We start from the raw sequence: 18,531 nt of genomic DNA on the forward strand, positions 1-18,531 counted from the left end.
AGTTTAGTTAATTATCCTGCTAATGAAACTCCAATCAATGAGCCTATTCCATACGTTACTGCCGCGGCTGCTAGACCAAAAGCGACTTGTCTAAAACCAGAAAATAAAACACTTTTGCCTGTCAATAAAGTAATTGCAGCTCCAATTCCAAAAAGGCCAATTACACTACTTCCAATACTTAATAAAATGGCATTGTTTCCATCTAGAAAGATAAAAGGATATAATGGAATGATTGCCCCAATAGAAAATAAAATAAATGAAGCGATTGCTGCTTCCCATGCCGAACCACCTAATTCTTCTTTATCGATTCCTAATTCTTCTGTTATAATTGCATCAATTGCAGTTTCTGGACTTTCAAAAGCTTTGTCTGCTAATTTTTGTGCATCCGCAGCACTCATTCCTTTGGCTTGGTACAATAAAACCAATTCTTTTTTCTCTTCCTCAGGTGAGGCCTCTAATTCTTCGGTTTCTAATTCAATTTGGCGTTGGTTCAATTCTCTCGAACTTTGTACCGAAAGCCATTCGCCCAGCGCCATCGAAATGGCACCCGCTAATAATCCTGCAGTACCAGTCAATAAAATGGTATCGTTGGAAACTGCTGCTCCAGCCACACCCATCACCAAACTCATGTTGGATACCAAACCATCATTGGAACCCAATACAGCAGCACGCAAAGCATTTCCACCTACAGATTTATGTCGGCTTTCAAATTTGGACAATAATCCCCCAGAAACATTTAAGGCTTCATTATTATTAACGGCTTCAATAATATTCAAATGATTGTGCTCAAAACCTGTTAACTTTTCGCCCAACTCAATTTTATTCTTAATAGTGTTGACTGCAAATTGTTTTTCTATACTTGCCAAACTACTTATAATAGCACTATACCCAAACAATTTTCCTACTTTCAATTGGAATTTGGCTTTGGAAGAAGCTACTGGCATTTGATAATTAGACTCCAAAGTCATTACTTTTTCTAGCATATGCTTAGCGTGACCTTTTTCAATATCCGCTAAACTTTGCAAAACACGTTTCAAACTATCATCAGTTTGAATTGAAGCAATACTCTCATATAAAAATGCAGTATCTACTTCAACTTGTAATTGTTTTTTTAATTTATTGAGATCCATATTTTTCTAATTTGCAATGTCAAATGCGCCTTTCACCAAGATTTTAGAAGAAGCATTAATTGTATTATTTGAAAGTAATGCTACAAACGAACTATTTCTATCTCCGATGGAAACGGCTACTTTTTTAAAACTGTACTGATTCTTTTTATTACTTACTTCTAAAAGTACATAATTTTTATTGTTTTCACTAATTAAAGCGTAAACTGGAACTGCTAATGCGTTTTTTGAACCCGTTACAATACTAGCTTCTACAAACATTCCTGTCAGTAATTTTTGCTTAATAGTCTCCTCTAAATGTCCGTGAACATTAATTGTTCTATCATTTCCCTCAATAGATTTTCCAACCAAATGTACTTCCGCTGGAAAAACAGTCTTTGAAGCTTCCGGAACTGTGAAATGTATTTTTTGTCCTATTTGTACGTTCAAAATATCTTTTTCAAAAACTGCCAATTCCAAATGTAAATGTTGTGTATCTACAATTTCTAAAATCACATCTGAAGGCGCAATATACATTCCAACATTCGCATTCATAATAACAATATCACCAGAAATTGGTGATGAAATAGTAACTGTAGAAGTCAATTTACCTTTCTCAACATTAGCGGGATTAATTTTTAATAGCAACAGTTTTTCTCTCAAACTTTGATACATTCCTTTGGTTTTACGGTACTCACTTTCAGCCTTTAAGTAGTTTTTTTGCGAACTTATTTTTTCGTCAAATAAAGTTTTTTGGCGTTCGTATTCTGATTTCAAATATTGAATTTGTTCAGCCACTTCTAAATATTCCTTTTGGATATCTAAATACTCTGCACTTTCCAATGTCACTAGAGCCTGACCTTTACGAACCTTATCACCCACTAATAGTTGGGTTGACTTAACATAACCCCCAATAAAAGTAGTTACTTGTGCTCGGTTTTGTGGCGGTACATCAATTTTACCCGATGCTTTGACATTGACTTCAAACTCTTGATTTGTTGGATTTTCTACTAGCATTCCGCTTGATTTAAATTGAGCTTCGGTCACATGAATTAATCCGTCTTCTTGAACTTGTGATTCTTCAATTTTAGTTTCTTTACAACCAATCAAAACAGTTGATAATACAAGGGTGTATAGTATTTTTTTCATTATAAACAGATTAATAGTTAGGGTAATTTAATTCCAATTGAATGGTGTTGAATTGTAACAAAGTGTCTAAATGATCCACTTGAATTGTGGTAGCATTTTCTAAACTTTGAATGTATTGAAAGAAATCAATCTCTCCATTTTTATAACTCAAATTAGCAACTTTGATAATTTCATCAGACAATTTCTTTCCAAATTGATTGTAATAGTTAATTGCCTCTTGGTATTTGGCTAACTCACTTTGCTTTTGATTCAAGTATTGCAACAACTTTTGTTCTTCGTTTTGTTTTTGTTGTTCCCAACTTTTTAGTTCAATTTGGGCTGCTTTAATCTTAGTTGTTGTTCCAGAGAATAAAAGTGGAACAGCGATGCCAACTTGAAAACCATACAAAGATTGAGATAAACCATTGTTTCTGCCATTAAAATAGTCTAGATTGATATCCGGTAACCAATGTTGTTTTTGTAGTTCTAATTGTTTTTTATAAGTTTCTGTAACTTTCTCTAAATAAAAGGAATGAATATCTTTTCCTAAACTATCGAATGAAATAGTTATAGGACTTAATTGAGTAGTTGTTATTATAATTTCATCCTCTGATTGTACAAGAGAATTCAATACTTCGTATTGCGCTTGTTTATCTTTTTCGATCTGAAATTTCTTAGTTTGAATTTGACCTGATTTGGCTTGAGCCGTAATTTTTTCTAAATAATTTGTTTCTCCTAATTCAAAACGTCTATTGCTTGCTTTAGAAAAATTCTGATACAAACTATCCAAATACGTATATTGTTTTGCTTGATTTTGCAAATAAACTATGTGCTCATACACCTTAGAAACCATCAAAGTGAGCTTACGCTTTTTTATTTCCAAACCTACTCTTTCTTTTTCATTCTCTGAAACAAGCACGCTTTTCTTAGCACCATAAACTGTAGGGAATTCCAATTTTTGTTGGATTCCAAATACACGTAAAGGCTCGTTATTTAAAGCTAAATTATTTTGATCATAACTATAATACAAATTGGTTTTGTCAAAAGAATAAGCCGATTGAATGGCTGCATTCGATTTATCTAATTGCAATTGTGCTGCTTTAATTTCTTTATTATTTTGTAGGGCTAAATAGATTATTCGTTCTCTTTCAGATTTATCATTTTGAGCACTAAGTGCTGAACAACTCAACAAAAAGAAAAGCAGGTAAATCGATTTATTATGCATTTTAAAATGGGGTTTTTTTAATTCCTTTTTATCCAAAACTTTGAATAAAATTGGTAATACTATCATGGTTAGCACGGTCGCTGTAAACAACCCCCCAATAACTACCGTGGCTAAAGGACGTTGTACTTCGGCTCCAGCAGAAGAAGAAATAGCCATGGGTAAAAATCCTAGAGCTGCAGCGGCAGCAGTTAATAAAACCGGTCGCAAACGATCCGTGGTACCTTTTAGAATTAATTCATCGATGCTTTTTATGCCACTATGTTTGAGTTCTTTAAAATGTTCAATTAATACAATGCCGTTTAAAACAGCAATGCCAAAAAGTGCAATAAACCCAACTCCTGCCGAAATACTAAATGGCAATCCTCGCATCCATAAAAATAAGATTCCTCCAACTGCTGAAAGAGGTATCGCTGAATACACCATCAAAGCCTCTTTAACTGATCCGAAAGCAAAATACAATAAAATAAAGATTAAAAATAAGGCAATTGGTACTGCAATTAACAATCGGGCTTTGGCTGATTGTAAGTTTTCAAACTGACCTCCATATTTCACATAATAACCTGCTGGCAATTTAATTTTAGTAGCGACTATCTTCTGAATATCAGTTACAACACTTTGTAAATCTCGATTTCTTACATTTATACCAACAACAATTCTTCGATTCGTATTGTCTCTTGAAATTTTTGCAGGCCCTTGGGTGTAATCGATCGATGCTAATTCACTTAATGGGATTTGTTGCCCATTAGGTGTTGAAACGTACAGATTTTTCAGGTCATCAATATCTTTACGATTCATTTTATCCAAACGCACTACCATATCAAAACGTTTCTCACCTTCAAATACATTTCCTACCGTTTTACCGGCAAAACTCAAGGCAATCATATCGTTTAAGTCGGCAATATTTAATCCGTAGCGAGCAATTTTGGAACGATCATATTGTACAAACATCTGAGGCAAACCCTCGGTTTTTTCAATAATTATATCCGATGCACCAGCTACATTTTTAATTGCATTTTCAATTTCGTGAGCTTTTTGTGCCAAAATATTTAAGTCTTCACCAAATAACTTAATTGCCACATCCGAACGTGTTCCTGAAATTAATTCATTAAAACGCATTTCGATAGGTTGTGTAAATTCAATTTCCATATTAGGAATTTGCATTTCTATGGCTGATTTAATTTTATCGGCTAATTCATCTTTAGATTCGGCTGAAACCCAATCTGACTTTGGTTTGAGTTTAACAATAATATCGCTTTCCTCCATAGACATAGGATCGGTTGGTACCTCTGCGGCACCTATCCTACTCACTACTTGTGTAACTTCCGGAAAATTCTTCAAGATTATTTTTTCAATCTTGGTGGTGGTGGTAATTGTTTTTGTTAATGATGTTCCCGTTTTAAGTACAGGTTGAATTACAAAATCACCTTCATCTAAAGTAGGAATAAACTCGCCACCCATAGTAGTAAACAATACGATGGCAAAAACCAAAAGTCCAAAAGCACCATAAAATACTTTTTTGGTGTTAGCTAAAGACCAAGTAATTATAGGCAAATAAACCGAATTTAATTTTTGAATTAGTTTATGCGAAAAAGAATCCGAATTGTCTGCAGTGGGTTTTAAAAATAATGAAGACACCACGGGCACATAAGTAAAACAAAATAACATCGCGCCAAGCAAAGCAAAGCTAAAAGTCATTGCCATGGGTTTGAACATTTTTCCTTCTATGCCAGATAAAGACAATATTGGGATAAAAACGATCAATATAATCAATTGGCCAAAAACAGCCGAATTCATCATTTTAGAAGCACTTTTAAAAGTGATTTGGTCAATTTCTAGTTGTTGGTCCTCTTTGGGAAGTAAAGCTAAATGTGCCGATTTATGCGCAATTTGAAAGGCAATAAACTCAACTATAATTACGGCTCCGTCAATAATAATCCCAAAATCAATTGCACCTAAACTCATTAAATTGGCATCGATTCCAAAAATATTCATAAATGAAATCGCAAATAACAAACAAAGTGGGATAACTGAGGCTACTACTAGACCTGAACGCCAATTTCCTAATAATAATACCACTACAAAAATTACAATTAAACAACCAAGAATTAAGTTCTCTGCTACTGTAAATGTGGTTTTACCCACTAATTCACTTCGTTCTAGAAATCCATTAATATAGACTCCTTCAGGTAAGGTTTTTTGAATTTCGGCTACACGGTTTTTAACATCTGTAATCACTTGTTTTGAATTCCCTCCTTTAAGCATCATGACTTGTCCCAACACTTTCTCGCCTTCACCATTTCCTGTGATTGCTCCAAAACGGTTCGCATGTCCGAAACTAACTTGAGCAATATTTTTAATGTAAACGGGCATACCGTTGGTATTCTTTACAACAATATTTTCAATGTCTTCCAAGGACTTCACTTTTCCTTCGCCACGAATAAAATAACTTTGATTTACTTTTTCAATATAAGCGCCTCCAGCAATACTATTGTTTTTTTCTAAAGCCGTAAAAACATCCGTCATGCTGATATTAATCGCTTTTAAACTTGCTGGACTTATTGCAATTTCATATTGCTTCAAAAAGCCTCCCCAAGTATTGATTTCAACAACACCTTTGATTCCTGACAATTGACGTTTTACAACCCAATCTTGAATCGTTCGTAAATCGGTAACAGAATAATTGTTTTTGAATTCGGGTTGTACCTCTAAAGTATATTGATAAATTTCGCCTAAACCTGTAGTTATTGGTCCCATTTCTGGAGTGCCAAAACCTGCAGGAATTTTTTCAGAAGCTGATTTAATTTTTTCGGCTATTAATTGTCTTGGCAAATAGGTTCCTAAATCATCTTCAAATACAATAGTAACTACAGATAATCCAAATTTAGAAATCGAACGAATCTCTTTTACACTTGGCAAATTGGCCATTTCAATTTCTACAGGATAGGTAATAAATTGTTCAATATCCTGAGTAGAAAGATTTCGCGAGGTAGTAATGACTTGGACTTGATTGTTGGTAACATCAGGAACTGCTCCAATTGAAATTTGAAAAAGGGAATAGATGCCAAAACTAAATATACCTAGTGTTAACAGTATAATAATTAGTTTATTTTTTAAACTAAAAGCTATAATTTTTTCAAGCATAATCGACTTATATTGATAGAATTCAAAAGTAAGTTATAAATATAAGTCAAATCTTAAGAATTACTTAAGGCTTTATTAAGTATTACTTAGGTGACTGGGGGAAAAATAATTCAACTTTGGTACCTAATTGCTCAGAACTAGAGATATTGATACCAATATTCAGCAGTAAACAAAGACGTTGAACAATGGACAAGCCAACACCTATTCCTTTAATATCAGGGTGATTTAAAGCTTTAGAACGAAAAAAGGGTTGGAACACTTTTTCTAAATCTACTTTAGAAATACCAATTCCATTATCAACAATGGAACATATGATTTGTTGTTCTTTACTATACAAATGAACATTTATGGTACCGTTTGAATTAGAATACTTTAACGCATTTGAAATTAAATTGGTGAGAATTATTGACACAAAATGATGATCTGAAATACAATAAAATTCATCTTCAAATTCAGTCGAAATTATAATACCATTGGCTTCTATAAAAGTGGATTGTCTAGCTAAAGTGTCGAGAATTAGACCATTTAAGAAAACGGATTCTTTTTTTATAGTTTGCTTCTCATTCTCATATCTTGCCAATAATAATAATTGATCCACTAAATGATTCAACCGATCGACTTCTGACACACAAAAATTGATTTTATCTTCATATTCTTGGGTTCCCCTTGGTTTTCTAATTAATACTTCTAAAGTGCCTTTAATTACTGTTAGTGGAGTACGTAGTTCATGAGAAGCATCCGAAGTAAATTGTTTTTCGCGCTCAATAGCAGTCTCTAATCGATCTAATAAATTATTAATAGTTTTGGACAAAACATACAATTCATCTTTCGTTTTAGGTAACGGAATTCGGGACTTCAAATTGTCTTTAGTGATTATATTTGAAGTAGTAATTATCTCACTGATAGGTTGAATGCTACGACCGGTAATGAGTCGTGCGATCCCAAACAAAATAAGCAAAATTGTAGGATAAGCAATTAATAAAACCTCTAATAAGTCATTCAAAACCATAAAAGAATTTTCTAATGACATCGCAACCATAAGGTAACCAACAATTGTTTTATCTTGATATATTGGCAGCTGAATTTGACGCAAAGATTTTCCTTCTAATTGGTAATCAAACAAATGGCCGGAAGGAATTTTGGATTGAAATTGCAGATTCATTTTAAGATTAGGTGATTTTTCAACAACTCGTTTATTTTCGTCAACAAACTGAACAAAAACTGGATTTACATCAACCGTATTATGTTCTCTTTCCATCCATTCTTCTGCGTGAATAAGACGAAAATTATAATTACTTATAGAAATTTCAGTTAAGTGCTTCTGAGATTCTGATATAATATCATCATTAATATGGCTGTAAACATTATAACTTACACTGAAATAGATAACACAAAATACCACTGAAATTAATAAAGCAGTGGTAAATATGTACAATGAAGCTATTCTATTTTTAAATGAAAGTTGTTGCATACATTAATCATTTGCGATATAGCCCACACCTCGAATTGTTTTAATGTAGTCTTCTTCTTTTTTAAAATTTAATTTTTTTCGAATAGCATTCATAAATACATCAATAACTCCAGTATCATAATCAAAATGAATATCCCATACCTCTTCAATGATTTGTGATCGTGTACACACTTTGCCTTTATTTTTTATCAAATAGCGCAACAACTCAAATTCGCGATGCGTTAAAGTAACTGCCTCATGATTAATAGTAACTTGATGTTTAGATACATCCATTACTATTGGTCCTAAAGTTAACAGCTGTGCTTCTTGACTATTTCGAAAATGTATTTTGATGCGTTCTAATAATTCATCAAAGCTAAATGGTTTTTTGATATAATCATTTGCGCCTGCTCTCAATCCTTCAATAGTCTCAGTAACGGTATCTTTGGCAGTTAAAAAGAGTATTGGACAAGTTGTATTGTATAATCGGAAGGATTTACAAACTTCTAAACCAGTCAGTTTAGGTAACATCCAATCAAGCAAAATTAAGTCGAAACTTTCTTTTGAAAGTAATTGAATTGCTTGTTCGCCATCTGTTGCTGTTAGGATATCATATCCTTCTTCTTCTAATCCTTGTTGTAAGAATTGAAGTATCCCAGCTTCGTCTTCTACTATTAATATGCGCATTGATTCAATTCTAATTTTATTTATTGCATGATAAATTTGAAGGCTACTGTGGCAATACTGGCTTTAAGTCGGTCAGTACGATCGTATTGATGGAATCTAAAATCAATGTTTTTTAGCCCAAATTGCCATATTTTGGCTGATGCAAAAATATCAGTGTAATTGACTCCAAAACCTATTTGTTTGGTTTCAAAGGTAGCTAAATCTGGATCAGAAGTATAAAATTGTTCCGTTGAAAGATGCTTTTCGTAAGGAGCGTAATATTGAGACGCATTTTGGGTATAATACCTAAAGCTTGGGAATACTGTAAATTTATCTGAAAGCTTTACTGGTAATTCTATACTTGCAGTTTGTGCTCGAATATTCCAATCATCTGAATAATACCTGTAATACGTTCGTAAAACAAATCGTTCGTTGATATAATAATTCAATCGAACCCCAATTGGCAATTTAAATCGAGTATCAGGCAAACGCTCTATATCATCGGCTAATTTAAAAACACCGGTATTAGTGCTACTTTCATAATTGGCAATATATTGAGATTGGCCAATAAAAAAATTGGTTTTATCGGCAAAATAAATTCGGTGATAGGGTGTTGATAATAAACCTTGTTGTTGTAATACATCAAAGAAAACTGAAAGTTGAAGTCGTTGGGATAGAATTTGTGAAAACCCAAAAGAAGCCGAATACGAATTTCTGTTGGTCAAGCTTAAATCTGTGAATTTAGTTGGTAAATACTTTTCAGTTGCCATAATCCCATTTTCATTATAAACCGTAACTCCACTAAAATAACCTTGATTTAATAAATTAGTACCATATTTGGAATATTCATGGAGTTCCGTTGGATAAATCGGGCGCCATTGGTCTAAGTAGACATTAGCTTTTAGGTTGATTTCGGTATTTTTTTCATTGAATAAAGCAGCAATTCCTCCTCCAAAACCAAAAGAGGTATAATCGTACTCGTTTGAAAAAGAGACATCGGAATTCCATATAAAATTTCTAGAATCACTACTGTGACTATAATTAGCCATAACCGAAACCAATTGATCACTTTTAGAAGCGCCTGATGAAGCTTGCCATGGCGAACCGTAAGGTCCTGTTCCTGTTGATGATGAAGCTGCTTTTGTATTTACTCTTTTGTCATCATCTCCTCCTGAGGCACCAGAATAATTTGTGGTTCCTGAAGCACCAGACGAATTAAAAGGGTTTATATTACTAGAAGATGCTGATGAATAGGCTGATATACCAATATCTACGGTTAAAACATCGTCATCGTTCAACGGCATAGCTACAGTTATATTCGAAGCGGCGTCTACGAGTTTTTCAGATCCAATTCCACCAGAAACAGATGATTTTGAACCGTCTTGAACATAATAACTAGCTAAAAAATCTACTTCAGCACTCTCTAATACCCTCTTTTTGAAGGTAGGTTGTTTTGTACCTTGTGAATAAACACAAGATAAAAGAAACAAAAATAGAATGGTATTGTATTTTTTCATTGATAAAGTAATCATTAATTGCATCCACAGCCTCCACCCGACTTTCCTCCATTGGCACCAGCCGCGGCTTCTCTATACACTTGAAAAGTTGTTTCATATTTTTCAGCCGTTCGGGCAGCCAATTTCATATCAATATCATTGATTTTTTCTTTTTCATACTCTTTAACAACCGTACATGATTGAAATACAAACAAAATAAACAGAGACAAACAAGATTTCTTAATCATAATTTTTAGTTGTATTTTTTAACATCTATTCCTTTTGAAGAATGAATTTTTCCTTTATCATCAACAATGATACATTCAATTCCTTTTAATTGGTTTACTAAATCCAATCCTACTTCGACACCTAAAACAAAAATTCCAGTAGCCAAAGCATCCGCAATTTCAGTTTGCTTAGCAAATACCGAAACACTAACGACTCCTTGAGCTGGATAACCCGTTCTTGGATCAATAATATGTGAATACCGGATACCATTAAAGATAACGTATTTTTCGTAGCTACCTGAAGTTTCTACTGAACTATTTTCTAATGGAAACGTTGCAAATACTTTGTTTTTATTCATTGGATTTACAATACCAACCGTCCATGGTTTTTGATTGTTTTGTTTACCCCAAGCATTAATATCTCCAGATACATTTACAATTCCGGATACACAACCATTAGCAACTAATTTGTCTTTTACTTTGTCAGCAATATAGCCTTGTCCAATACCGCCAAGACCTAATTTCATTCCTTCTAGTTTTAAAAAAATAGATTGGTCTTTGGGGTTTAAAATGATATTTTTATACCCAATTTTAGCTACCGATTTTTTGATCGCTTCTTCGGTTGGCATCGTTTTCATACTCCCATCAAATTTCCAAATCTTATCCATAGAGGCATATGAAATATCAAAAGCACCTTCCGTAATTTCTGAAATCTTAATTGCTCGCGCTACCAATTCATATACTTCTGAATCTACTTTTACAGCTTGTATTCCGGCATTTTTATTTACCATTGAAATTGGGGTGGTTGGAATCCAATCCGAAATTTGATTTTCAATACGTTTGACTTCTGCTATTGCTAAATCAATAAAGAAATTGCCTTGGATAGAATCCTTAGCAACAACCGTAATTTCAAATGGACTGCCCAATAGGGAAACTTTCTTCTTGTATTCTGCTTGTGCGAAAGAAGAAAAGCTAACTACAATAAATATAAAGGATAGAAAATTTTTCATTATTTTTCGAATGAATGTATCAATTGAATGTATGCTGCTGCTGAAATATTTTTATAACCATCAACACCTAAAACAGTTCCTGTTTTATCTAATAAAAGCACTAATGGAAAATAACCTTCAGCATTGTATTGCGCCGCTAATTTTTTATTACTTTCAGTCAGAGCTGAATCCAATTGATTGACTTTCTTCTTTGGAAAGTCGGCTCTATAAATGACCCATTTGCTTTCAGATTCTTTTTTGAACTCTTCAGATTGCCAAACAGTTTTATCTAGTTTTATACAAGGTGCACACCAATCTGATCCTGAAAAAACCAATAGTATATTTTTATTTTCATTCATTGCTTGTGTTTTAGCTTCTTCAAAATTAGTTTTCCAATTTTGAGAATAACCCAAAAAGCTTGTAAATACCATTAAAAATGCTACTATATTTTTCATATTGAATGAGTTTCTATGTTTAAACTTATACAAAAATAACTGAAAATCAATCGTTTTATTTCAATTGAAATTGATTTTAAGGGAACCTTAAGATTAAATTTATTAAATATCATTTTTGAATATAGAATGTGTGATAGTTTTTATAGCAGTTCGTATTACTTTCAAATTGTTTATTTTTGCAAAAAATAAATTCAAAATGTCTTTACTAAAAAAACTATCTCCTTTCTATACACTTACTTTATTTTATTTAATTGTAAGCTTTTTTTTAAGAACCATATTATTATTTCATCCCATTACACAAGCGAGTTTTTCAGGGCTTGATCTATTCAAAATAGTTGTTTTTGGAGTCGTATCTGATAGTTTGGTATTTATCGTATTGAGTAGTTTTTTGTGGTTGTACTTAGTATTTATTTCCAATTCAAAATACCTACAACCAACGGGATATTTACTGTTTGGAACATTGGTAAGTTTGTTTTTGTATGTGGCATTTGGGAATACAATTTTAAATGAATATGGAGGCGCTTTACCTGAAATAGGAATGGCATTCATTGGATTAAAAACACTACTATTTGGTTTATTATTATTTCTTCCAAAATACCGTCAAACTATTCGTTTTTGGTTATTTTCATTTGTGATTTTTCTATACGTAACTTTAATACTTCAAAATGCAATTAGTGAATTTTTCTTTTGGAATGAATTTGGTGTAAAATACAATTTTATCGCTGTGAACTATTTGGTGTATACCAATGAAGTAATTGGTAATATAATGCAGTCCTATCCTGTAATACCCATTTTCACTGCCCTTTTTATTTTATCAGGCACTATTACCTATTTCATTGTAAAACACTCTAAAAATTACTTAGAATCGATCCCAACTTTTGTAGAAAAAATTAAAATTTCAGGATTGTATTTAGTTCTTTTAGGCTTTTCATTAGTGACCGTTCCATTTTTAGCTGCCAAAGAAAATTCTCAAAACATCTTTACTAATGAATTGCAATCCAATGGAATTTATAAATTCTATTTGGCTTTCATACATAGTGAATTGGATTACTTTAAATTTTACAAAACGATTCCAAGTAATGAAGCCTATGCTATTTTGAAAGAGCAAATACCAGGTATATCAAGTGAATCAACTTCGCGATTTATTAATGGAAAAGGACAAGAAACTCATAAAAATGTTGTACTGATTACAATTGAAAGCTACAGCGCTGATTTTATGAAAGCCTATGGTAACGAAAACAATATTACCCCGTTTTTGGATGAATTGGCCACCCAAAGTTTACAATTCACCAATTTGTACGCCGTGGGCAATCGAACCGTTCGTGGTCTCGAAGCTGTAACGCTTTGCTTTCCTCCAACAGCCGGAGAAAGTGTCGTAAAACGAAAAGACAATAAAAACAAATTTTCTACTGGAAATGTTTTCAAACAAAAAGGATATAATGTAAACTACTTGTATGGTGGTGATGCCTTTTTTGATAATATGGAAGATTTTTTCTCTGGAAATGGTTATGGTATAATTGATAAGAAATCATTGAATCCGAGTGAAATTACTTTTTCCAATGTTTGGGGGGTATGTGATGAAGATATGGCAAATAAAGCAATCCAAGTTATGAATGCCGAAGCAAAAACAGGAAAGCCATTCTTTAATCATTGGATGACTGTAAGTAACCATCGACCATTTACGTATCCGAACAATAAAATTGACATTCCGGGTGATGCGAAATCAAGAGATGGCGGAGTAAAATATACCGACTATGCATTGAAGCAATTCTTTGATATGGCAAAAAAACAAGCTTGGTTCAACAACACTGTTTTTGTGATTATTGCGGATCATTGTGCTTCTAGTGCAGGTAAAACAGAATTACCTTTGGACAAATATAGAATTCCGGCTATGGTATATAGTCCAGGATTTATTGCACCTCAAAAGTACAACCAATTAATGTCCCAAATTGATGTAATGCCCACACTAATGGGCTTATTGAATTTTAGCTATGAAAGTAAGTTTTACGGACAAGATGTATTGGAATCTGATTACAAGCCAAGAGCATTGATTGCTACCTATCAGGATTTAGGTTTGATAAAAGACAATGTTTTGACGATTATATCGCCAAAACAACAGGTCAAACAATTCCAATTGAGCTTGAAACCAAACCAAAAAATGGCTCCTGAATTTCAACTTTATTATGACCAGGTATTATTGAAAAAAGAAAGAACCGACTTAGTCAATGAAACAGTTTCGTATTATCAAACGGCCTCCGACTTATTGAAGAAAAAGAAGTACCAAAACAAATAAAAAAAGGAGCCATAATGGCTCCTTTTATATTGTAAGTTGATTTGAAATTATAGCTTACCAACTTTAATTTCTTCAATAACTTCAGGATTTAATAAAGTAGTTGTATCTCCAAAATTAGAGAAGTCGCCTTCTGCAATTTTACGCAAGATTCTACGCATGATTTTTCCGGAACGAGTTTTAGGTAAACCGGATACGAATTGAATTTTATCTAATTTCGCGATAGGCCCAATATGGTCTGAAATATGTTGGTTGATTTCTTTGCTCAAATTATCTCTATCTCGGTACTCCCCTGTTTCTTTTAAAATTACATAACCGTACAATGCATTCCCTTTGATATCATGAGGAAAACCAACAATCGCCGATTCAGCTACGGCTGGATGCTCGTTGATGGCGTCTTCAATTGGCGCAGTTCCTAAATTATGTCCAGATACAATAACCACATCATCAACACGACCCGTAATTCTATAATAACCTACTTCGTCACGTAAAGCTCCATCACCGGTAAAATATTTACCTGGGAAAGCACTAAAATAAGTGTCTTTATAACGTTGGTGGTCTCCCCAAATAGTTCTGGCTATTCCAGGCCAAGGAAATTTGATACACAAACTACCTACCACTTGATTACCTTCAATTTCGTTGCGTTTATCATCCATTAGTACGGGTTGTATTCCCGGTAATGGTAGCGTAGCATAAGTCGGTTTAGTTGGGGTTACAAAAGCAATTGGAGAAATTAAAATACCTCCTGTTTCGGTTTGCCACCAAGTATCAACGACGGGACATTTTTTGCCACCTACGTGGTCATTGTACCAATGCCATGCTTCTTCATTAATAGGTTCTCCTACAGATCCAATTACTTTTAACGATTTGAATGGGAATTTTTGTACATAGTCTAAACTCTCTTTAGCCAATGCACGAATGGCTGTTGGCGCAGTATAAAATTGTGTGACTTTGTGTTTTTCGATCACTTCCCAAAAACGACTGAAGTCGGGATAAGAAGGAATTCCTTCAAAAATAACTGTTGTGGCTCCGTTTAATAAAGGTCCGTACAGAATATAAGAATGACCCGTAATCCAACCTATATCAGCAGTACACCAAAAAATATCATTCTCTTCGTAGTTAAAAACATTTTTAAAAGTATAGGCGGTATATACCATATAACCTGCTGTAGTGTGCACCATTCCTTTTGGTTTTCCTGTAGAACCTGAAGTATACAAAATAAACAAAGGATCTTCTGCATCCATTATTTCAGCAACATTATTGGTCAACGCTGCATCCAAAAGAGGTTGCAACCATTGGTCGCGTCCTTCTTTCATATTGATAGTAGTATTTGTTCTTTTGGCCACTAATACTGAGTTAACAGTAGGACAATTGACCAATGCATCGTCAATAATACCTTTTAAATCAATGGTTTTATTGCCACGGAATCCACCATCCGATGTGATCACCATTTTGCATTCAGAATCATTAATTCTCGAAGCAACTGCTGAGGCAGAAAATCCTGCAAAAACAACGGAATGAATGGCACCAATTCTGGCACACGCTAAAACTGAAACTGCTAATTCAGGTATCATTGGAAGATAAATACAAACTCGATCGCCTTTTTTAATGCCTTGTTCTCTCAACACATTGGCCATTTTTCCAACACGTTCATAGAGTTCATTGTAAGTGATATGCAGTGCAGATTCGTCTGGATTATTCGGTTCAAAAATAATCGCTGTTTTTTCTCCCCTTTTAGCCAAATGACGATCGATACAATTCTTAACAATATTAACTTTGGCTTCAGTAAACCATTTAATATCGGCATTCTCCATATCAAAGTCAACCACTTTATCCCATTGTTGGTACCAAGTAAAGTTTTCTTCTGCTATTTTTCCCCAAAATTTTCTTGGTTCGCGAATGGATTTATTATAATGTTTAAAGTATTGTTCGAAATTGTCAATTTTGTAGTAACTCATAACTCCTTTATTTTTTATAAAAGTATTAAATCTATTGGAATGAATAAAATATTTAAATTGATTAATTGGGCATACTATTTTAACATTATGCAATATTTATTAGATTATTTAACAATATGGTTAATTATTGATTTATTTATAAATTTGATACAAAACTAAAAAAGCGAGATAGAATAAACTATCTCGCTTTTTACGAACAAAATTTAACAACAATTAATTGTTTGTATTTTATAGGAATTACATCACTTCACTTTCTATTGAGAGTGAAGTGATTGTAATTGGCATAACTTTATATCTATTAGTCTCAAAAATGTAACTAATTCAAAATTTGGGATTTATGATGACATAATGCTAATTACTTTAATTAGTGTAATTCCTTGTCTTACTATACAATTTTCTTCATAGCCGTCATCGATTCTCTCAACCAAGCTCCCACTTCTTCTACTGGATGGTTACGAATGATGCTGTTCACTTCGATTAATTCTTTATTATCAACTCCATTGCTTCCGTTGTTAAATGGACGACCCACTAAATTAGAAGGCGCATTTTTAACATAGTCTGCAATTAACGGTTTACATGCGTGATCAAATAAGTAACAACCATACTCTGCTGTATCAGAAATTACTCGGTTCATTTCAAATAATTTCTTTCTTGCAATGGTATTGGCAATAAGTGGTGTTTCGTGTAATGATTCGTAATATGCTGATTCTTCAATGATTCCAGAGTCAGTCATCGCTTCAAAAGCTAATTCCACACCCGCTTTAACCATGGCCACCATTAATACTCCATTGTCATAATACTCTTGTTCCGAGATTTCGACATCACCAGCTGGTGTTTTTTCAAAATTTGTTTCTCCAGTTGCTGCTCTCCAAGCCAATAAATTTTTATCATCATTTGCCCAGTCTTCCATCATGGTTTTAGAGAAGTGCCCTGAAATAATATCATCCATATGTTTTTGGAACAACGGACGCATAATCTCTTTCAATTCTTCAGCTACATTGAAAGCGGCAATTTTAGCAGGATTTGATAAACGGTCCATCATATTAGTGATACCACCATGTTTCAATCCTTCAGTAATGGTTTCCCATCCGTATTGAATTAATTTAGAAGCATATCCAGCATCTACTCCTTCAGCTACCATTTTGTCAAAACACAAGATAGAACCTGTTTGCAATAAACCACAAAGGATAGTTTGTTCTCCCATTAAATCAGATTTTACTTCAGCAACGAATGAAGAACGCAATACACCTGCTCTATGTCCACCTGTTGCTACTGCATAGGCTTTGGCTTGAGCCAAACCTACTCCATTTGGATCATTTTCTGGGTGAACTGCGATTAAGGTTGGAACACCAAATCCTCTTTTGTATTCTTCACGAACTTCAGAACCCGGACATTTTGGAGCACACATAATAACGGTTAAGTCTTTACGAATTTGCATTCCTTCTTCTACGATATTAAAACCGTGAGAATACGCTAAAGTAGCGCCTTTTTTCATCAAAGGCATGATCGCATTCACTACTGCAGTATGTTGCTTATCTGGAGTAAGGTTACATACTAAATCAGCTGTTGGGATTAATTCTTCATAGGTTCCCACTTTGAAACCATTATCAGCAGCATTTTTATAAGAAGCTCTTTTTTCTGCAATAGCTTCAGCACGTAAAGCATAAGAAATATCTAAACCTGAATCTCTCATGTTTAAACCTTGGTTCAAACCTTGAGCTCCACATCCTACGATTACTACTTTTTTACCAGCTAATGCTTGAGTTCCTTCTGCGAATTCAGATTGATCCATGAATTCACAAACTCCTAATTGTTCTAATTGTAATCTTAGTGGTAATGAATTGAAATAATTTGCCATTTTTTCTATTTAATTTATGATTGTAATTCTTCTAATAAACTGGTAATTTCCATTTTTTCTTTGGAAACCGAAATTCTTCCTGAACGCACAAATTGCATAATTCCGAAAGGTTTTAATTTTGCATGTAACTCATCAATTTCCGAACGACGTCCTGTTTTTGAGATTACAAAAAAGTCTCTGGAAACAGTTACTATTTCAGAGTGACTTTCTTTGATGATATTTTGAATTTGTCTTTCGTCAAACAACAAACTCGAATTGATTTTGAAAATAGCACTTTCCAAGAAAATGGTTTCTTCATCAATATGATAAAATGCTTTGATTACCTCGATTTGTTTTTCGATTTGACCAACAATATTTTTAACCCATTTTTCAGTAGTATCCACAACAATTACAAAACGAGAAACATTTTCGATTTCTGATTCGGATACATTTAAACTTAAAATATTGATATGGCGTTTCAAGAATATCACAGATATTCTATTCAGTAAGCCTACGTTGTTTTCTGAATATACAGAAATGGTGAATGTTTTATTTTCCATAGT

The 18,531-nt window shown here is 33.4% G+C and carries 13 protein-coding genes; 1 reads left to right on the forward strand and 12 read right to left on the reverse strand.

Going from position 1 to position 18,531, the window contains the following annotated elements:
• Positions 1-11 precede the first annotated feature (11 nt).
• The 9 genes from LPC21_RS08240 to LPC21_RS08280 all read right to left on the reverse strand — a co-directional run bounded on the left by LPC21_RS08240 (position 12) and on the right by LPC21_RS08280 (position 11,883).
• Positions 12-1,130 (reverse strand): VIT1/CCC1 transporter family protein, encoded by a 1,119-nt coding sequence (locus tag LPC21_RS08240; protein ID WP_229316690.1) that lies wholly within the window; start codon positions 1,128-1,130, stop codon positions 12-14.
• 6 nt (positions 1,131-1,136) lie between these two features.
• Positions 1,137-2,255, reverse strand: a complete 1,119-nt coding sequence (locus LPC21_RS08245; RefSeq protein ID WP_229316691.1) for an efflux RND transporter periplasmic adaptor subunit — start codon at positions 2,253-2,255, stop codon at positions 1,137-1,139.
• A 10-nt stretch (positions 2,256-2,265) separates the two neighbouring features.
• Entirely contained in the window at positions 2,266-6,600 is a 4,335-nt protein-coding gene (locus LPC21_RS08250) for a CusA/CzcA family heavy metal efflux RND transporter (protein WP_229316692.1), read from the reverse strand.
• Positions 6,601-6,682: 82 nt separating this feature from the next.
• Positions 6,683-8,071, reverse strand: coding sequence for a sensor histidine kinase (locus LPC21_RS08255; RefSeq protein WP_229316693.1), 1,389 nt, complete (start codon positions 8,069-8,071; stop codon positions 6,683-6,685).
• 3 nt (positions 8,072-8,074) lie between these two features.
• Positions 8,075-8,737: a response regulator transcription factor gene (locus LPC21_RS08260; protein ID WP_229316694.1), complete on the reverse strand. Its 663-nt coding sequence runs from the start codon at positions 8,735-8,737 to the stop codon at positions 8,075-8,077.
• A 20-nt stretch (positions 8,738-8,757) separates the two neighbouring features.
• Positions 8,758-10,233, reverse strand: coding sequence for a DUF3570 domain-containing protein (locus tag LPC21_RS08265; RefSeq protein WP_229316695.1), 1,476 nt, complete (start codon positions 10,231-10,233; stop codon positions 8,758-8,760).
• Between the two features lie 14 nt (positions 10,234-10,247).
• Positions 10,248-10,460, reverse strand: coding sequence for a DUF4266 domain-containing protein (locus LPC21_RS08270; protein WP_229316696.1), 213 nt, complete (start codon positions 10,458-10,460; stop codon positions 10,248-10,250).
• 5 nt (positions 10,461-10,465) lie between these two features.
• On the reverse strand, positions 10,466-11,449 hold the full coding sequence (locus LPC21_RS08275) for an FAD:protein FMN transferase (protein WP_229316697.1): 984 nt from the start codon (positions 11,447-11,449) through the stop codon (positions 10,466-10,468).
• The gene (locus LPC21_RS08280) at positions 11,449-11,883 is read right to left on the reverse strand and encodes a thioredoxin family protein (protein WP_229316698.1); all 435 of its coding nucleotides are present in this window, start codon (positions 11,881-11,883) and stop codon (positions 11,449-11,451) included. Before LPC21_RS08280 ends, LPC21_RS08275 begins: the two co-directional genes overlap by 1 nt.
• A gap of 196 nt (positions 11,884-12,079) precedes the next feature.
• Here LPC21_RS08280 and LPC21_RS08285 point away from each other — a divergent pair, with 196 nt between their 5' ends.
• Positions 12,080-14,176, forward strand: coding sequence for an LTA synthase family protein (locus LPC21_RS08285; RefSeq protein ID WP_229316699.1), 2,097 nt, complete (start codon positions 12,080-12,082; stop codon positions 14,174-14,176).
• A 47-nt stretch (positions 14,177-14,223) separates the two neighbouring features.
• On the opposite strand, the gene acs is transcribed toward LPC21_RS08285, so the two are convergent.
• The 3 genes from acs to ilvN all read right to left on the reverse strand — a co-directional run bounded on the left by acs (position 14,224) and on the right by ilvN (position 18,528).
• On the reverse strand, positions 14,224-16,131 hold the full coding sequence (gene acs, locus LPC21_RS08290) for an acetate--CoA ligase (RefSeq protein ID WP_229316700.1): 1,908 nt from the start codon (positions 16,129-16,131) through the stop codon (positions 14,224-14,226).
• A gap of 385 nt (positions 16,132-16,516) precedes the next feature.
• A complete protein-coding gene (ilvC, locus tag LPC21_RS08295) occupies positions 16,517-17,989 on the reverse strand; it encodes a ketol-acid reductoisomerase (RefSeq protein ID WP_229316701.1) in 1,473 nt (490 codons plus the stop codon).
• 14 nt (positions 17,990-18,003) lie between these two features.
• On the reverse strand, positions 18,004-18,528 hold the full coding sequence (gene ilvN, locus LPC21_RS08300) for an acetolactate synthase small subunit (RefSeq protein ID WP_229316702.1): 525 nt from the start codon (positions 18,526-18,528) through the stop codon (positions 18,004-18,006).
• Positions 18,529-18,531: the final 3 nt, after the last annotated feature.

It is taken from the genome of Flavobacterium ammoniigenes, assembly GCF_020886055.1.
In the GTDB taxonomy this organism is placed as follows: domain Bacteria; phylum Bacteroidota; class Bacteroidia; order Flavobacteriales; family Flavobacteriaceae; genus Flavobacterium; species Flavobacterium ammoniigenes.

Coding starts and splice junctions, on each gene's coding strand:
- LPC21_RS08240 (WP_229316690.1), bottom strand. CDS start 1,130: ATGGATCTCAATAAATTAAAAAAACAATTACAAGTTGAAGTAGATACT.
- LPC21_RS08245 (WP_229316691.1), bottom strand. CDS start 2,255: ATGAAAAAAATACTATACACCCTTGTATTATCAACTGTTTTGATTGGT.
- LPC21_RS08250 (WP_229316692.1), bottom strand. CDS start 6,600: ATGCTTGAAAAAATTATAGCTTTTAGTTTAAAAAATAAACTAATTATT.
- LPC21_RS08255 (WP_229316693.1), bottom strand. CDS start 8,071: ATGCAACAACTTTCATTTAAAAATAGAATAGCTTCATTGTACATATTT.
- LPC21_RS08260 (WP_229316694.1), bottom strand. CDS start 8,737: ATGCGCATATTAATAGTAGAAGACGAAGCTGGGATACTTCAATTCTTA.
- LPC21_RS08265 (WP_229316695.1), bottom strand. CDS start 10,233: ATGAAAAAATACAATACCATTCTATTTTTGTTTCTTTTATCTTGTGTT.
- LPC21_RS08270 (WP_229316696.1), bottom strand. CDS start 10,460: ATGATTAAGAAATCTTGTTTGTCTCTGTTTATTTTGTTTGTATTTCAA.
- LPC21_RS08275 (WP_229316697.1), bottom strand. CDS start 11,449: ATGAAAAATTTTCTATCCTTTATATTTATTGTAGTTAGCTTTTCTTCT.
- LPC21_RS08280 (WP_229316698.1), bottom strand. CDS start 11,883: ATGAAAAATATAGTAGCATTTTTAATGGTATTTACAAGCTTTTTGGGT.
- LPC21_RS08285 (WP_229316699.1), top strand. CDS start 12,080: ATGTCTTTACTAAAAAAACTATCTCCTTTCTATACACTTACTTTATTT.
- acs (WP_229316700.1), bottom strand. CDS start 16,131: ATGAGTTACTACAAAATTGACAATTTCGAACAATACTTTAAACATTAT.
- ilvC (WP_229316701.1), bottom strand. CDS start 17,989: ATGGCAAATTATTTCAATTCATTACCACTAAGATTACAATTAGAACAA.
- ilvN (WP_229316702.1), bottom strand. CDS start 18,528: ATGGAAAATAAAACATTCACCATTTCTGTATATTCAGAAAACAACGTA.